This window comes from Candidatus Pelagibacter sp. PS_31 (assembly GCF_059417865.1).
Genome location: NZ_CM182069.1, coordinates 25,539 through 42,721 on the forward strand (window position 1 = coordinate 25,539; position 17,183 = coordinate 42,721).

13 protein-coding genes are annotated in these 17,183 nt (G+C 30.1%); 11 read left to right on the forward strand and 2 right to left on the reverse strand.

Translation table 11 applies throughout. The features are described 5' to 3' along the window. Positions 1-3 precede the first annotated feature (3 nt). Entirely contained in the window at positions 4-891 is an 888-nt protein-coding gene (locus AC5SLN_RS00130; protein ID WP_271480430.1) for a DMT family transporter, read from the forward strand. Here the strand turns inward: AC5SLN_RS00130 and AC5SLN_RS00135 are convergent. Then, positions 888-1,658, reverse strand: coding sequence for an undecaprenyl-diphosphate phosphatase (locus AC5SLN_RS00135; RefSeq protein WP_271480432.1), 771 nt, complete (start codon positions 1,656-1,658; stop codon positions 888-890). The two genes, AC5SLN_RS00130 and AC5SLN_RS00135, sit on opposite strands and share 4 nt — an antisense overlap. Before the next feature lie 183 nt (positions 1,659-1,841). Here AC5SLN_RS00135 and AC5SLN_RS00140 point away from each other — a divergent pair, with 183 nt between their 5' ends. From AC5SLN_RS00140 to AC5SLN_RS00150, 3 genes are read left to right on the forward strand one after another with little or no spacing between them, the layout of a single operon-like run. Then, complete coding sequence (locus AC5SLN_RS00140; protein WP_494593465.1) at positions 1,842-3,281, forward strand: NAD(P)-dependent oxidoreductase; 1,440 nt, start codon at positions 1,842-1,844, stop codon at positions 3,279-3,281. Beyond that, positions 3,281-7,786, forward strand: coding sequence for a glutamate synthase large subunit (gltB, locus tag AC5SLN_RS00145; RefSeq protein ID WP_494593467.1), 4,506 nt, complete (start codon positions 3,281-3,283; stop codon positions 7,784-7,786). Before AC5SLN_RS00140 ends, gltB begins: the two co-directional genes overlap by 1 nt. Before the next feature lies 1 nt (position 7,787). Next, positions 7,788-8,663 carry a Rossmann-fold NAD(P)-binding domain-containing protein gene (locus AC5SLN_RS00150; protein WP_494593469.1) on the forward strand — a complete coding sequence of 292 codons (876 nt, stop codon included), beginning with the start codon at positions 7,788-7,790 and terminating at the stop codon, positions 8,661-8,663. On the opposite strand, the gene AC5SLN_RS00155 is transcribed toward AC5SLN_RS00150, so the two are convergent. Next, on the reverse strand, positions 8,634-9,389 hold the full coding sequence (locus AC5SLN_RS00155; RefSeq protein ID WP_494593471.1) for an alpha/beta hydrolase: 756 nt from the start codon (positions 9,387-9,389) through the stop codon (positions 8,634-8,636). The two genes, AC5SLN_RS00150 and AC5SLN_RS00155, sit on opposite strands and share 30 nt — an antisense overlap. A 42-nt stretch (positions 9,390-9,431) precedes the next feature. On the opposite strand from AC5SLN_RS00155, the gene AC5SLN_RS00160 reads away from it, so the two are divergent. The 7 genes from AC5SLN_RS00160 to pheT are packed head-to-tail and all read left to right on the forward strand — an operon-like array spanning position 9,432 to position 17,183. Further along, positions 9,432-10,586: a glycosyltransferase family 4 protein gene (locus AC5SLN_RS00160; RefSeq protein ID WP_494593472.1), complete on the forward strand. Its 1,155-nt coding sequence runs from the start codon at positions 9,432-9,434 to the stop codon at positions 10,584-10,586. Continuing rightward, positions 10,587-12,503: a threonine--tRNA ligase gene (gene thrS / locus AC5SLN_RS00165; protein WP_494593474.1), complete on the forward strand. Its 1,917-nt coding sequence runs from the start codon at positions 10,587-10,589 to the stop codon at positions 12,501-12,503. Beyond that, positions 12,504-13,049, forward strand: coding sequence for a translation initiation factor IF-3 (gene infC, locus AC5SLN_RS00170; RefSeq protein WP_006997463.1), 546 nt, complete (start codon positions 12,504-12,506; stop codon positions 13,047-13,049). Between the two features lie 53 nt (positions 13,050-13,102). After that, positions 13,103-13,309 carry a 50S ribosomal protein L35 gene (gene rpmI / locus AC5SLN_RS00175; protein WP_006997462.1) on the forward strand — a complete coding sequence of 69 codons (207 nt, stop codon included), beginning with the start codon at positions 13,103-13,105 and terminating at the stop codon, positions 13,307-13,309. Between the two features lies 1 nt (position 13,310). After that, positions 13,311-13,667, forward strand: a complete 357-nt coding sequence (gene rplT, locus AC5SLN_RS00180) for a 50S ribosomal protein L20 (protein ID WP_006997461.1) — start codon at positions 13,311-13,313, stop codon at positions 13,665-13,667. A gap of 43 nt (positions 13,668-13,710) precedes the next feature. Next, complete coding sequence (pheS, locus tag AC5SLN_RS00185; protein WP_494593476.1) at positions 13,711-14,778, forward strand: phenylalanine--tRNA ligase subunit alpha; 1,068 nt, start codon at positions 13,711-13,713, stop codon at positions 14,776-14,778. Then, entirely contained in the window at positions 14,775-17,183 is a 2,409-nt protein-coding gene (gene pheT, locus AC5SLN_RS00190; protein WP_494593478.1) for a phenylalanine--tRNA ligase subunit beta, read from the forward strand. The genes pheS and pheT overlap by 4 nt, the downstream gene beginning before the upstream one ends.

Below are 17,183 nucleotides of genomic sequence, written 5' to 3' on the forward strand. Positions count from 1 at the left end.
TTAATGTCAAAAACATCATCATTATTTTGTGCATTATTATGTACATTCATATGGGGAACAACTTTTATAGCTCAAGATACTGGAATGGACGACATTGGCCCTTTTACTTTTAATGCGGTCAGGTTTTTTGTTGGTTTTTTAGTAGTAGCTCCTTTAGCTTTTATTTTTGAAAGAAAAAAAATATCAAAATCAGTACAAAGAAATCAAAAAGAATTTATCAACTTGGCTATTTTAATTGGCCTATCTTTATTCCTGGGATCAGCGCTTCAACAAGTAGCCTTACTCTACACAGATGTTGCTAATGCTGCATTCTTTACGATTTTTTATGTGCCAATGGTCCCGTTTATAATTTTTTTCATGTATAAAAAACCAATTCACTGGAGTATTTGGCCTTCTGTTCTTCTTTGTGTGATGGGCGGTTATTTGTTAACTAATTTTTATAGCGCAACAGTTAGAACGGGTGATGCACTTATAATAATGGGCGCATTTTTTTGGAGTACACACATTATTTTTACTGGTAAAATTATAGAAAAATATAATCTTCCATTAACAATTGGTGCAATTCAAACTTTAATTGTTTCTTCTTTGTCATTAATCATAGGATTAATTTTTGAAGATTTTATTTGGTCCAATATTCTTAAAGAAAAATTTCAAATCTTATATGCTGGAATTTTATCTGGAGGCCTTGCATTTGTTTTACAAATATATGCACAAAAAAATATATCCCCTGCTCCCTCAGCAATAATCTTTTCTTTAGAGGGTGTTTTTGCAACAATTGCTGCTTGGATTTTATTAGATCAAATTTTAGATATAAATAATTTATTTGGATGCTTATTTATTTTATTTGGAGTTTTATTTTCACAATTAGCACCAATATTAAAAAAAAATTAATTATATATTATTATAAATAGAATTATTGAAATAATTATTCTGTAAATGACAAAAACATTCAAAGAAAATTTGTTTATATAATCTAGGAAAAACTTGACTGTAAAATAAGAAAATAAAAAAGAAAGAGTGATTGATATTAGCACAAGATAGTTAAGCTCAAAGTTTTGACCAATGGCATTTTTTAACTGCAGCACACTTGCTCCAGCTATAGCAGGTATAGCTAGTAAAAAAGAAATTTTACTTGAGTCAAATCTATTAAATCTAAAAAGTCTTGCAGCTGTTATTGTAATTCCTGCCCTACTCACACCAGGTATTAAAGCAAGTATTTGAAACAAACCAATATATAGTATTGTTTTAAAATTTAAGTTAGACGATATTTTTTTATCAAATTTACTTTTATCTGCGAGATATAAGATAATTCCAAAAATTAATGTTGTCCAAGCGATTATCTTTAAATTGTTTTCTAATAGGTTAACTAGACCTGTGGAGCTGATTATGTAGCCAGCTATTACAATTGGTATTGAGCCAATAATTAATAAAGATAATAACTTCTGATTATTTCTAAGGTCTAATAACTCTCTTCTAAAATAAAAGACTATTGCAAGTAAAGAGCCAAGATGGAGACTAACATCAATCATTAGTGAGTTAGAATTAAACTCAAATATTATCTCAACAATATTTAAGTGAGCTGATGAACTGATTGGTAAAAATTCTGATATTCCCTGAACTATTGATAAGATTATAATTTCAATAATATTTGAGAACATTTAATGCTTCGTAGCTTAAATATTCAATAATTTAAACAATTCCATTTTAACATATTAGATATGCATAAATTAAAATATTAAGATTTAATTGTATTTATTTCAAATTTAAGGTCATATATATTGACCTTGTTTGTCTTTTATTACATAAAACCTTGATATATGTTAAATTTATTGAGGTTAAATATGTCAGAAAATATGCTTAAATTTGTTAAAATAGGTCAACAAACTCCACCTAAAAGAGAAGTTGGAAATAGAAAAGAAGACTTTAACGAAATTTATAAGGAATTTATTAACGATAAAGCAAGTGAACAATCTAGCAGGTGTTCTCAATGTGGAGTTCCTTTTTGCCAGGTCCATTGTCCATTAAGTAATAATATTCCAGATTGGCTAAAATTAACTGCAGAAGGACGATTAAAAGAGGCTTACGAATTATCTCAAAGCACTAACAACATGCCAGAGGTGTGTGGAAGAATATGTCCACAAGATAGATTGTGTGAAGGAAATTGTGTAATTGAACAATCAGGACATGGAACTGTAACTATAGGTTCAGTTGAGAAGTATATTACTGATAATGCTTGGGAACAAGGATGGGTAAATCCAATAAAGGTTAAAAATGAAAAGAGTCAAAGTATTGGAATTATAGGAGCAGGCCCAGCTGGTCTAGCTGCTGCAGAGCAGTTACGTAAGTCAGGTTATCAAATTACAGTATACGATCGATATGATAGAGCTGGTGGTTTAATGATTTATGGCATTCCAAATTTTAAATTAGAAAAATTTGTTGTAGAGAGAAGAACCAAATTATTAGAAGAAGGTGGAATTAAATTTGTTCAAAATTTTGAAGTTGGAAAAGATGCTACATTGGAGCAATTAAGAAAAAAACATGATGCTCTTTTAATTGCAACTGGAGTTTATAAAGCTCGAGAAATAGATCTTCCAGGAAAAGATTTAGGAAATATATTTCCAGCCATGGAATTTTTAACAGCTTCAAATAAAAAAGGATTAGGAGACAAGGTAGAATTATTTGATAATGGAACTTTAAATGCTGAAGGAAAAAATATTGTAGTAATTGGAGGAGGTGACACTGCAATGGATTGTGTTAGAACTTCAATCAGACAAAAAGCAAAATCAGTTAAATGCCTTTACAGGAGAGACAAAGAAAATATGCCTGGATCTGCAAGAGAGGTAGCCAATGCAGAGGAAGAGGGAGTAGAGTTTGTATGGCTATCTAGTCCCAAAGAATTTATTGGAATAAATAAAGTTAAAGGTTTGATAGTGGATAAAATCAAACTTGGGGAACCTGATGACAGTGGAAGACGTAAACCAGAAATTCAAAATAATTCTCACTTTAATATTAAGGCAGACATAGTAATTAAGGCTCTTGGTTTTGATCCAGAAAATTTACCAAAACTATTTGGTTCTGAGGATCTACAAGTTACTAAATGGGGAACATTAAAAACTAATTTTGATACTATGGAGACAAATTTACCAGGTGTGTTTGCAGCTGGAGATATTATTAGGGGTGCATCTTTAGTTGTCTGGGCCATAAAAGATGGAAGAGATGTAGCAGTATCAATAAAAAATTTTTTAGAGACCAAAGAACTCAGTAAAGAGAAGGTTGCTTAATGAAAAATTATAAAAAAAATCTTAAAATTCTTGAGGATGGTCATGTTTATTCTAAAGAAATGGAGCATGACGCTTGTGGAGTAGGGTTAATTGCTTCTACAGAAGGTAAAAAATCCAGGAAAGTAGTAGAATATGGAATTAATGCCCTAAAAGCGGTTTGGCATAGAGGAGCAGTTGATGCTGACGGAAAAACAGGTGATGGAGCTGGAATCCATTTAGAAATTCCTTCAGACTTCTTTGCTGAAAAGATAGAAATCACAGGTCACGACCATGATGGTTCAGAAATTTGTGTGGGTATGATTTTTTTACCCAGAAACAATTATCAAGCACAAGAAAATGCAAGAACTTTAGTTGAAAGTGAATTAACAAAAAGTAATTTTAGTATTTATGGATGGAGACAGGTTCCAGTAAATCCAAAAGTTTTAGGAGAAAAAGCAAATCTTACAAGACCAGAAATTACTCAAGTATTATTTAAACATAATAATAAAGATTTAACAGAAAAAGAGTTAGAAAGAAAAATTTATGAATCTAGAAGAAAAATTGAAAAAGAAGCTATTAAAGATGCGATAGAAGGTTTTTATATTTGCTCAATAAGCTCTAAGTCAGTTATTTATAAGGGCATGTTTTTAGCGGAGTCTATTGCAGATTTTTATTTAGATTTAAAGGATGAGAGGTTTATATCTCGATTTGCAATATTTCATCAAAGATTTTCAACAAACACAGCACCTAGTTGGGATCTGGCACAACCTTTTAGAGCATTAGCTCATAATGGAGAAATAAATACATTCAAAGGAAATACAAACTGGATGAAAGTTCATGAGCAAGAAATGAATAGTCCATTATTTGATAATATGGAAAATTTAAAACCAGTTATACAACCAGGATCTTCAGACTCTGCTGCACTAGATAGTGTTTTTGAACTTTTAAATATTTCTGGCCAATCAGCACCCCTTGCAAAATTAATGTTAATTCCAGATGCATGGTCTAAAAAAAGTCAAACATTATCAAAAGATCACCAACAATTATTTAATTTTTTAAATAGCACAATGGAGCCATGGGATGGACCAGCTGCTATTGCAGCTACCGATAATGAATGGGCTATAGTAGCAGCTGATAGAAATGGGTTACGCCCAATGAGATATACCATTTCAAAAGATAAAATATTGTGTGCAGGATCAGAAACGGGAATGGTTGAAATCGATGAGAAGCAAATTCTTAAAAAAGGCAGATTAGGACCTGGAGAAATTCTTGGAGTTAGAATAGCCAAAGGTAAAGTATTTTCTAATGTTGAAATAAAAGACTATCTAGCAAAAGAGTTTAAACATTTTAACAATCAAATAATTGATTTAGAAAAGAAATTCCCAATAAAGAATGAAAAATCTACTTTTTCAGGTGATGATCTAAAAAAAAGACAACATACATTTGGTTATAGTTTAGAAGATCTGGAGCTTATTCTTCACCCGATGGCAGAAGATGCAAAAGAAGCCATTGGCTCTATGGGTGATGACACTCCACTTGCAGTATTGTCTGACCGTTATAGACCGCTTTACCATTTTTTTAGACAAAATTTTAGTCAAGTTACAAATCCACCAATTGATTCTTTAAGAGAAAACAAGGTTATGAGTTTAAAAACTCGTTTTGGTAATCTTGGAAATATTTTAGATTTCACTAATTTAACAGAAGAAAACATATACGTTTTAGACAGCCCCATATTATCAAATTCTCAATTAGAAAAATTTATTAATTTTTTTGGGGAAAAATCAATAACAATTGATTGTACTTTTGATAAAAGTGAAAATCTTGAAACTTCTATTGAGAGAATTAGAAAAGAGTCTGAAATTGCAGTTCGACAAGGCCTTACGCAATTAGTTTTAAGTGATAAAAATATTTCTGAAAAAAGATTACCCATCCCAATGCTATTATGTGTTGGTGCAATAAATACTTATCTTATTAAAAAAAAATTAAGAGGCTATGCATCAATCAATGCTCAAACTGGAGAAGCATTAGACACGCATTCATTTGCAACACTTATAGGTGTTGGGGCAACTACTGTTAATCCTTATTTAGCATTGGATAGTTTATATCAAAGGTTTGAAAAAAAATTATTTGGAAAGTTTGAGTACGATGAATGCATAGACAGATATATACAATCAGTAAATTATGGACTTCTGAAAATAATGTCAAAAATGGGAATTTCGGTCATAAGCTCTTATAGAGGTGGATGTAATTTTGAAACAGTTGGTTTGAGTAGAACAGTAGCATCAGAATACTTTCCAGGAATCTTATCAAAAATTTCAGGCATAGGGTTAAATGGAATAGAAAAAAAATTAAGAACTATTCACAAAGAAGCATTTGAAGGAACGGATACAGTTTTACCAATCGGAGGAATTTATAGATATAGAAAGAATGGTGAAACTCATCAATATCAAGGTAAGCTCATTCATCTTTTACAAAGTGCAGTTTCATCAAATTCTTTTGAAGCTTATAAAAAATATGCAGAAGGTATTTATAATCTTCCTCCTATACACCTTAGAGACTTGATTGGATTTAGAGATAAAAATTTAAACCCATCCTTAGATATTTCAGAAGTAGAACCAATCGAAAATATTTTAACAAGATTTGGAAGTGGAAGTATGTCTCATGGTGCACTATCGAAAGAAGCACACGAAACATTAGCTATAGGAATGAATAGAATTAAAGGAGCCTCTTGTAGTGGCGAAGGTGGAGAAGATGAAAAAAGATTTATTAAGATGGGAAACGGAGATAGTGCTAATTCTAGAGTTAAGCAAATAGCCTCAGCAAGATTTGGAGTAACACTTAAATATCTAAATAACTGTAACGAAATAGAGATTAAAATTGCACAAGGAGCAAAACCTGGTGAGGGAGGTCAATTACCAGGGTTTAAAGTTACAGAAGAAATTGCCAAATTAAGACATTCAACACCGGGTGTAACCTTAATATCACCACCACCTCACCATGATATTTATTCTATCGAGGATTTAGCTCAATTAATTTATGATCTTAAACAAGCCAATCCAAAAGCAAGAGTTGGTGTAAAATTAGTAGCATCATCTGGTATAGGAACAATCGCAGCTGGAGTAGCTAAAGCTAAAGCAGATATAATTTTAATTTCTGGACATAATGGAGGAACAGGAGCTACACCGCAAACAAGTGTTAAATATGTGGGGATACCTTGGGAGATGGGATTAACTGAAGCTAATCAAGTTTTAACTTTAAATAATTTAAGGCATAAAGTTACTCTAAGAACAGATGGTGGAATTAAAACAGGAAGAGATGTTGTTATTGCAGCCATGATGGGAGCAGAAGAATATGGAGTAGCTACTACAGCTTTAGTAGCTATGGGATGTATAATGGTTAGACAGTGTCACTCAAACACATGTCCAGTTGGAGTTTGTACTCAAGATGAAAAACTAAGAGAAAAATTTTCTGGTACGCCAGAAAAGGTAGTCAACTTATTTAAATTTATAGCTGAGGAAGTAAGAGAAATTTTAGCAAAAATAGGATTTAAATCATTAAATGAAATAATTGGTAGGACTGATTTATTAAGACAGGTAAGTAAAGCTTCACCAAACTTAGATGATTTAGATCTAAACCCTTTATTTGTTCAAACAGATGCTGGTGAGAACACAAGGTACTGCACAGTTCCAGAAATAAATTCTGTTCCAGATACTTTGGATCAAGAAATTTTACCTGAAATTAAAGAACAAATTGGAAAAGTAAAAATTATTGAAAAAGAATATATTATTAAAAATACTCATAGGACAGTTGGAACAAGAATTTCTAATCATCTTTATGAAAAATATGGATCTGAAAAACTAGAAGATGGCTTTTTATCTTTAAAGTTTAATGGGTCAGCTGGACAGTCATTTGGTGCATTTGCAATAAAAGGATTAAAACTTATTTTAAAAGGTGATGCTAATGATTATGTTGGCAAAGGTTTATCAGGAGCAACAGTGGTAGTCAAACTTCCAGACGAAAGTAATTTAGTTTCACATGAGAATACCATAATAGGAAATACAGTTTTATATGGAGCAACATCTGGAAAACTTTTTGCAGCAGGTCAAGCTGGAGAAAGGTATGCTGTAAGAAATTCAGGATCAATTTCAGTTATTGAAGGATGCGATTCTAATGCTTGTGAATATATGACTGGTGGCACAGTTGTAATTCTAGGCGATGTAGGAGACAATTTTGGAGCTGGAATGACTGGCGGAATGGCGTTTATTTACGATATAAATAAGAAATTTGATAAAAAAGTAAACCCAGAGACTGTAGTATGGCAGACGCCAGAAACAGATTATTGGATAACTTATTTAAAAAATTTAGTTCAAGAGCATCACCAGGAGACAAATTCAGATTTTTCTAAAAAGATCATAGAAAATTTTGATAGAGAAATTTCTAATTTTATTCAAGTTTGTCCAAAAGAAATGATTGATAAGCTAAAAAACCCAATAAGTTTAAAATCTATTATAAAAGAAGTTAGTTAAAATGAAGGATATAAATATTTTTTGTTTTGGTTTTGGCCAAGTCGCAAAAAATTTTATAAAGAAGCTTAATATTGAGCAATATAATATTAATTTGTCAGCAACCTCTAGAAGTAAGTCTTCAAAAAAAACATTCAATGGTATTAATTATAATAGCTATCTATTTAATAGTGAAAAATTTGATCAAAATTTAGTTGTAAAATTAAAAGAAGCAGATCACATCCTAGTTTCTATACCACCAGAAAATCAAGAAGATTTAGTTATAAAAAATTTTTCTAAATTTATAGAAAGCTCCAAAGTAAAATGGATAACCTACTTATCAGCCACTAGTATTTATGGTGATCATAAGGCAGAGTGGGTTAATGAAAATAGCAAAACAAACCCAATTTCAAATAATGGTATTGCAAGATTGAAAGCTGAAAATGCATGGTTTTCTCTAGAGAAAAATAAGAAAATACCAATTCAGATATTTAGGCTATCTGGAATTTATTCTAATGAAAAAAATATTTTAATACGTCTAAAATCAGGAGGCGTGAAATTGATCAGCAAAAAAAATCATTTTTTTTCTAGAATACATGTAGATGATATTTCAAATATATTATTTAAATCTTTATCAAAATTTAAGTCAGGAGAAATATACAATCTATCTGATGATAAACCCTCTACATCTGAAGAGGTAACTTTATTTGGAGCAAAAATATTAAATATTGAAAATATCGAAAAAATTGAAGTTGACCAAATTAAAAGTGAGATGTTGAAAAATTTTTATAATGAGTCTAAAAAAGTTAGCAACAAAAAGATGAAAAGTTATTTTGATTATAATTTAAAATTTCCAAGCTATATCGAAGGATTAAACCACATTAGAAGTAATTTTATCTAGCTCTAAGAGTATTCTTTTTAAACCTCGTTTATTTGATAAGCTGTGATCACCATTTTTTATTATTACTAATTTTTTATTAGCTTTAGTAAATAACTTAAGAACTTTTCTAGAATAACTTGTTGGAACAACTTCATCTTTACTTCCATGAATCATAGTTACATTGATTTTGGATTTGATCTTTTTATTCAAGATTTTATTTTTTCTACCATCTTTTATTAACTGATAAGTGATTGGATACTCATAATTACCGTGTTTTAAGTTGTAAATTCCTTTCTTTATAGTTTCATTCTTCATTTTTTTTGTAAATTTTTTCCACATTAGGTTTTGTAAAAACTCTGGAGCTGAACCAATTCCTAAAAAACCTTTAATTTGATCTTTAAAATATTTAAATTGATTTAAGGAGAGCCACGCTCCCATACTTGAACCAACTAAGATAAATTTATTTTTTTTAACTATTTTTTTTATTACTATTTCAACTTCTTTTGACCATTGTGTGATATTTCCTTTGGTAAATTTTCCTGAGGATTTTCCATGACCAGAATATTCAAGCGCAAGAAAACCAAGCTTATTTTTTTTTGCAAATTTTAGTATTGCTTGAGGTTTTTCACCTTCAATGTTTGACATAAAACCATGCAAAAAAACAATATAAAGATTATCTCTATATTCCTTACTTAAGTATCTTATTTGCTTGTTATTAAGGGTCTTAATGTATTTAAATTTATTCATATAAGTTTATTAGAATTAATTCTTAATATATAGTTCTATCAAATGTCTTCAGAATTAAAAGTACTGCAAGTAATTCCTAAACTTGGATATGGAGGTGCAGAAACAGGCTGTTACGATCTTGCACACTATTTACCAGAAAATAATTGTAGTTCTTATATAGTAACTAGTGGAGGAGAGTTATTAAAATTTATTGATAAAAAAAAAGTAAAAGTAATAAAACTTCCTGTTCACAGTAAAAATCTATTTTTAATGCTCTTTAATTCAATAGCTTTGATTTTTATTATTTTACTAAATAATATATCTATTGTTCATGCAAGAAGTCGTGCTCCAGCTTGGTCTTGTTTGTTTGCAACAAAAATTACAAGAAGAAAGTTTGTTACAACCTTTCATGGTACTTATAATTTTAAAAACTCAATTAAAAAATTCTATAATTCAGTAATGGTTAGATCAGATTTAATAATAGCAGGATCAAATTTTATTTTTTCACATATTAATCAAAATTATCCAAAATATTTAGATTTAAAAAAAAAATTCTTAGTAATTTTTAGGGGAATTAATGTCGATTATTTTGAATTATCAACAATTTTAGACAGTGAAGAAAACAGACTTATTTCAGATTGGGAAGTTGATAGAAATAAAAAAACGATCCTAATGCCAGGTCGGTTAACTGCTTGGAAAGGTCAGGAGATATTTATTGAGGCATTAAATCTTGTTAATAAAGAACTGGGGTATGAGTCTTTTAATGCTATTATTTTGGGTAGCGATCAAGGAAGAGACATTTATACTAAAAAAATTAAAAGATTGGCTGAGCAATATAGGCTAACTAGTCAGTTAAAATTTATAGAACATTGTAAAAATATGCCGTTAGCCTACAAAATATCAGACATTGTTGTTTCAGCCTCAGTAGAACCTGAAGCTTTTGGAAGGGTAGCAGTTGAAGCCCAATCAATGGAAAAACCAATAATTGCAAGTGATATTGGGGGATCTAATGAAACTATTATTGATAACGTGACAGGTTTTTTATTTCAGTCTGGTAATGCAGAAGCATTGAGTAAAAAAATAATAGAAGTCTTACAATTAGACGAATCTAGATTGAAATCTATTGGTATAGAAGGTAGAAAAAATATAATTAAAAAATTTAATGTTGAAAAAATGTGTTTTTCTACATATTCAGAATACAAAAAATTATTGAATTAAATGCCATTAATAACATTGCCAGATGGAAACACTATTGAATTTCCAAATAAAGTAACAGGACTTGAGGTTGCTGAAAAGATTAGTAAATCTTTATCAAAGCAGGCAACTATTATTAGTGTTAATGAAGAGCTTAAGGATTTAAGTTTTGTTTTAGATAAAGATTGCTCAGTCAAAATTTTTACTTCAAAAGATAAAGAAGGATTAGAAACTATCCGTCATGATACGGCCCATATAACTGCAATGGCAGTTCAAGAACTCTTTCCAGGAACGCAAGTAACCATTGGTCCAATTATAGAAAATGGATTTTATTATGATTTTTCAAGAAAAGAACCCTTTACAGAAGATGATTTAAATAAAATTGAAAATAAAATGAAAGAAATTGTTGATAGAGATGTTCCAACTACAAGAGAAGTTTGGAAAAGAGATAAAGCCATATCTCATTTCAAAGATAAAGGAGAAATATACAAGGCTGAAATTATTGAAAGTATTCCACAGGGTGAAGATGTTTCTATATATTTTCATGGAGACTGGCATGATTTATGCAGAGGTCCTCATCTGTCTTCAACGGGAAAAATTGGTAAGTACTTTAAATTAACAAAGGTATCAGGGGCATATTGGAGAGGTGACTCAAATAATGAAATGTTGCAAAGAATTTATGGAACAAGTTGGGCATCACAAAAAGATTTAGATGAATATTTAAAAAGAATAGAAGAAGCAGAAAAAAGAGACCACAGAAAACTTGGAAAAGAAATGGATTTATTTCACTTTAGGGAAGAAAGTCCAGGATCAGTATTTTGGCATGAAAAAGGTTGGAAGTTATTTCAAAAATTAGTTGCATATATGAGAGTTAGACAAGAAAAAGCTGGCTACAAAGAAGTGAATACTCCTGAAATTTTAGATAGATCTCTTTGGGAAAAATCTGGCCACTGGGAAAAATATGGAGAGCATATGTATACTTCTCAAACACCAGATGAAAAAATATTTGCAATAAAACCAATGAATTGTCCAGGTCACGTACAAGTTTTTAATCAAGGATTAAAAAGTTACCGAGATCTTCCTTTAAGAATTTCAGAATTTGGAAAAGTACATAGATATGAGCCTTCAGGTGCTTTACATGGACTTTTAAGAGTTAGAGCTTTTACTCAAGATGATGCTCATATTTTTTGCACAGAAGATCAAATTACATCAGAATGTTTGATTGTTACTAATTTAATTTTAGATATTTATAAAGATCTTGGATTTGAAGATGTAATATTAAAATACTCAGATAGACCAGACTTAAGAGTTGGTGATGATAATGTTTGGGACAAAGCTGAAAAAGCTTTATTAGATGCAGTTAAAGCTTCAAAGCTTCAATACACAATTAATAAAGGAGAGGGAGCATTCTATGGTCCAAAAATTGAATTTGTTTTACGAGATGCTATTGGTAGGGATTGGCAATGTGGAACTTTACAAGTAGACCTTAATTTACCAGGAAGATTAGATGCTTCTTTTGTTGATAAAGATGGAACTAAAAAAATTCCTGTAATGCTTCATAGGGCGTTATTTGGATCATTAGAAAGATTTATTGGAATTCTTATAGAAAATTATGCAGGCAAATTTCCATTTTGGATAGCTCCTTTACAAGTTGTTGTAATTCCAATTTCAGAGGAATTTGATTCTTATGCAAAAGAAGTAAATGAAAAAATTAATAATGCAGGCATAAGCTCTGAGGTAGATTTAAAAAACCATAACTTAAATTATAAAATTAGAGAACATTCACTATCAAAAATACCGCTTTTATTGATTTGTGGAAAAAAAGAAGTTGACAGTAACTCAGTAACGATTAGAAGATTGGATACGAACAAACAAGAAAATATGGAATTAAACTTATTCTTAGAAACTTTCTCAGCTTTAAACAAAGCATCATCAAACTAAGTGGCAGATTTTAAACAAAATTATTTTCAAAGAAGAACTAAAGATAAAGGTCCAAGATCTAACAATAGAATTTCTTCACCTGAGGTTCAAGTAATTGGAAGCGATGGTGAAAATATAGGAATCATAAATACAAATGAGGCCATATCAATGGCTAAAGAGCAAGGATTGGATTTAATTGAAATAGCTCCAAACGCAAAACCACCTGTATGTAAGATTATTGATATGGGTAAATTTAAATATGATGCTCAAAAAAAAGCAAATGTTGCTAAAAAGAAACAAAAAATAGTTTTATTAAAAGAAATTAAAATGAGACCAGTTACAGAAACTCATGATTATGATTTTAAAGTTAAAAATGCTAAAAAATTTATTGGAAAAGGTGACAAAGTAAAATTTACAATACGATTTAAGGGTAGAGAGCTACAACACTCACACCTAGGTAGAGAATTAATGGATAAAATAAAAGCTGATATGCAAGATATTGGCAAAGTTGAATTGCACCCAAAGTTTGATGGTAAGCAAATGATCATGGTTATTCAGCCTTTATAAGGCTTAATAGAGGTTGTAAATCCATTCCAATATTTGTATAAGTCCGCAGAATTATGCCAAAATTAAAAACTAAAAGTTCAGCAAAAAAAAGATTTAAAATCTCAGCTACGGGGAAAGTTATGATGGCTCAAGCTGGAAAGAGACATGGTATGATAAAAAGAACAAATTCACAAATTAGAAAATTAAGAGGCACGACTGCTATGTCAAAACAAGATGGCAAAATAGTTAAATCATACATGCCTTACAGTTTAAGAGGATAAAATGGCTAGAGTAAAAAGAGGCGTAACAAGTCACGCAAAACATAAAAAAGTTTTAAAAGCTGTCAAAGGTCAATGGGGCAGAAGAAAAAGTACTATAAGAGTTGCAAAGCAAGCAATGGAAAAAGCTATGCAATATGCATACAGAGATCGTAGAACTAAAAAAAGAGAATTTAAATCTTTATGGATACAAAGAATTAATGCAGGTGTTAGATCTGAAGGAATAACTTATTCAAAATTTATTAATGGTTTAACTAAATGTGGAATTAAGTTAGATAGAAAAATATTAGCTGAAATAGCATACGATAGCCCAGAAGCCTTTAAAACGATCGTTCAAAAAGCTCAATCGGCACTAAATTAATCTTCACTATTGTTTTTCTTCGGTGAAGAAATAATCTCTCAATATGTCTGAAATTAAAAAAATAAAAGATGAATTTCTTTTAAAGTTAAAAGAAAATTTGGATTTAAATCAAGTTAATCAAATTAAAACAGAACTATTTGGTAAAACTGGGTTAATCAGCTCGCAATTTAAACAGCTTGGAAAATTAGTAGAAGAAGAAAGAAAAAAATTTGCATCAGATTTAAACTTAGTCAAAAGTGAACTTGAAAATTTAATTATTATAAAAATTGATGATATTGAAAAAAAAGAGATTAACAAAAAATTAGAAAAAGAAAAAATAGATATAACTTTACCAGAGAGACCTTTTGTTCAGGGAAAAATTCATCCTGTATCTCAAGTTATAGATGAAATTTCTTCAATTTTTTCAGAAATTGGTTTTAGTGTAGAAGAAGGACCAGATGTTGAAAATGAATATAACAATTTTACTGCGTTAAATACACCTGATAACCATCCTGCAAGAGATATGCATGATACTTTTTATCTAGATGATGCAAAAGAGCTACTTTTAAGAACGCATACTTCACCAGTTCAAATTAGAACAATGCTTAATGATAAACCACCATTTAAAATAATAGCACCAGGGCGAACATATAGATCTGACAGCGATCAAACTCATACTCCAATGTTTCATCAAGTTGAAGGGCTACATATTGATAAAAATATAAATATGGGGCATTTAAAAGGATGCTTAAATTATTTTATTAAAGAGTTTTTTGAGGTTGATAAAATTAAAATGAGATTTAGACCTAGTCATTTCCCATTTACAGAGCCATCTGCAGAAGTTGATATTGGTTATGAAATAAAAGATGGAAAAATAGTAATTGGGGAAGGCGATAAATGGCTAGAAGTTTTAGGTTGTGGAATGGTTCATCCCAATGTTTTAAAAAATGTTAAAGTAAACCCTGATGAATTCCAAGGTTATGCATTTGGAATAGGAATAGATAGGCTCGCAATGTTGAAATATGGTATTAATGATTTAAGAGCCTTTTTTGATTGTGACTATAGATGGCTAAATCATTTTGGATTTGATCCAATAGATGTCCCAACAAACTATAGGGGCTTAAGCCGATGAAGATTACAACAGCATGGCTTAAAGATCATTTAGATACAAAACTTAGTGAAAATCAAATCATCGATAAACTTACAGATATTGGTTTAGAAGTAGAGGGTGTTGATAGTCAATCAGGAGAGCTTGATCAATTTGTAATTGCAAAAATTTTGAAGGTTGAAAAGCATCCTGATGCAGATAGGCTTAGAGTATGTGATGTTGATATAGGTTCGGGCAAACCAGTAAAAGTTGTTTGTGGAGCTCCAAATGCTAAAGAGGGTTTATTAACAATTTATGCCCCTCCTGGTGCTGTAGTGCCAAAAAGTCAAATGAAATTGGTGGTAAGCAAAATAAGAGGTGTAACCTCATATGGAATGCTTTGTTCAGAGTCTGAACTTAATCTATCAAACGAAAGTGATGGCATAACAGAGCTATTACCAGAAAAATATAACAAAAAAGTAGGAGAAAATTATTTTCCAAAAAAAAATTTAAATGTAATTGATATTTCTATTACACCAAATAGGGCAGATTGCTTGGGGGTTAGAGGGATAGCAAGAGATTTAGCTGCTGCAGGTGCGGGAAGATTAATAAATCAAAAAGAAAAAAAACTTGATAAAAAAAATAAACAAACAATTAGTGTAAAAATTGAAAATGAAAAAAATCAAGCATGTATATCCTTTGGTAGTTGTTTAATTAAAGGATTAAAAAATACTGAAAGTCCAGAGTGGCTAAAAGACAAAATAATTGCTCTAGGCCAAAAACCTATTTCGGCAATAGTTGATATTACAAATTATGTAATGTTTGATTTAAATAGACCACTTCATGCATATGATGTTGATAAAATAGATAAAGGAATAGTTGTAAGAAATTCTAAAAAAGGTGAAACATTCGAAGCATTAGATAATAAGGAGTATAAATTAGAGGATGAGATGTGTGTCATATCAGATGCTTCAGGTGTATTAGGTCTTGGAGGCATAATAGGAGGCACAAGAACTGGAACTGAACTAGATACAAAGAATGTGTTAATTGAGTCTGCTTACTTTAGTCCACGATCAATCAGAAAATCATCTAAAATTTTGAATATAGATACGGATGCAAAATTTAGATTTGAAAGAGGTATTGATCCATTATCAATTGATCAAGGACTTGAAAGAGCAGCTAATTTAATACAAGAAATATGTGGTGGTGAAGTTAGTGAATTTGATATTCAAAAAATTGAAGATGTTAAAAAAAAATCATTAAAATTTGACCCTTCTTTGTTTGAAAAAATTACTGGATTTAATATTGATATAAAAGAAATGATAAAAATCTTAGATAACCTAGGATTTGAAATTAAAGAAAACAAGGAAATGCTAGATGTCGTTATACCATCTTGGAGACCAGATATTTCACAAGAAGTTGATGTAGTAGAAGAACTTGTAAGAATTAAGGGCTATGATCAAATTAAAATTATTGAACCTGAAAAAGTTAGAAAAAAACAAACATTAAATTTAAAACAAAAATTATTTCATTTTTTACAAAGATCTATTGCTTCTAAGGGGTATTTTGAGGCTATCACATGGTCTTTTACTGACAGTAAAATCAATCAACTATTCATTGAAAATAACAAAGAAATCAAAATAATTAATCCTATAAGTTCTGATTTGAACGTTTTGCGAAGTTCAATTTTTTCTAATTTGATAAGTCATTTGAATAAGAATTTAGGAAGAGGGTTTAAAGATTTGTCATTTTTTGAAATAGGTCCAACTTTTTTAGGATCTAAGCCAGGTGAGCAACAGACAGTGGCCACTGGATTAAGATCAGGAAAATTGGCTAGGCAGAGCTGGCTTGAAAAAGAAAGATTAATAGATGTGTTTGATGTTAAAAGTGATGTTATCAAAAGTTTAGTAGAAGCAGGTTATAATAAAGATAAGTTCTATATTGATGATGAAACACCAAGCTATTATCACCCTGGAAAATCAGGAAGAATCTTTCTTAATAAAGGAAAAGAAAAAGTAGTTGCTTTTTTTGGTGATATTCATCCAGGTGTATTAAAAAAATTAGATATTAAAGTTGAGTCTTTAGTGGGTTTTGAAATATTTTTAGACAATTTAAAACAGCCAAAAAAATCATTAAAAGATCAAAAAACTCAGTATAAATATTCAGATTTTCAAAAATCAGAAAGAGATTTTGCTTTTGTTTTAGATAAAAATTTTAAAGTTCAAGAATTAATCGAAACTATCTCTAATGTAGACAAAGAATTAATAAAATCTGTCAAAGTATTCGATGTTTATGAAGGAGCCAATATTCCTGAAGGTAAAAAATCAATTGCATTAAATGTAATTATTCAATCTTTAGAAAAAACTTTGGCTGAGGATGATTTAAACAAAATTAATCAACTTATTATTTCTGCTGTTGAATCCAAAACTGGTGCCAAGATTAGATCATAA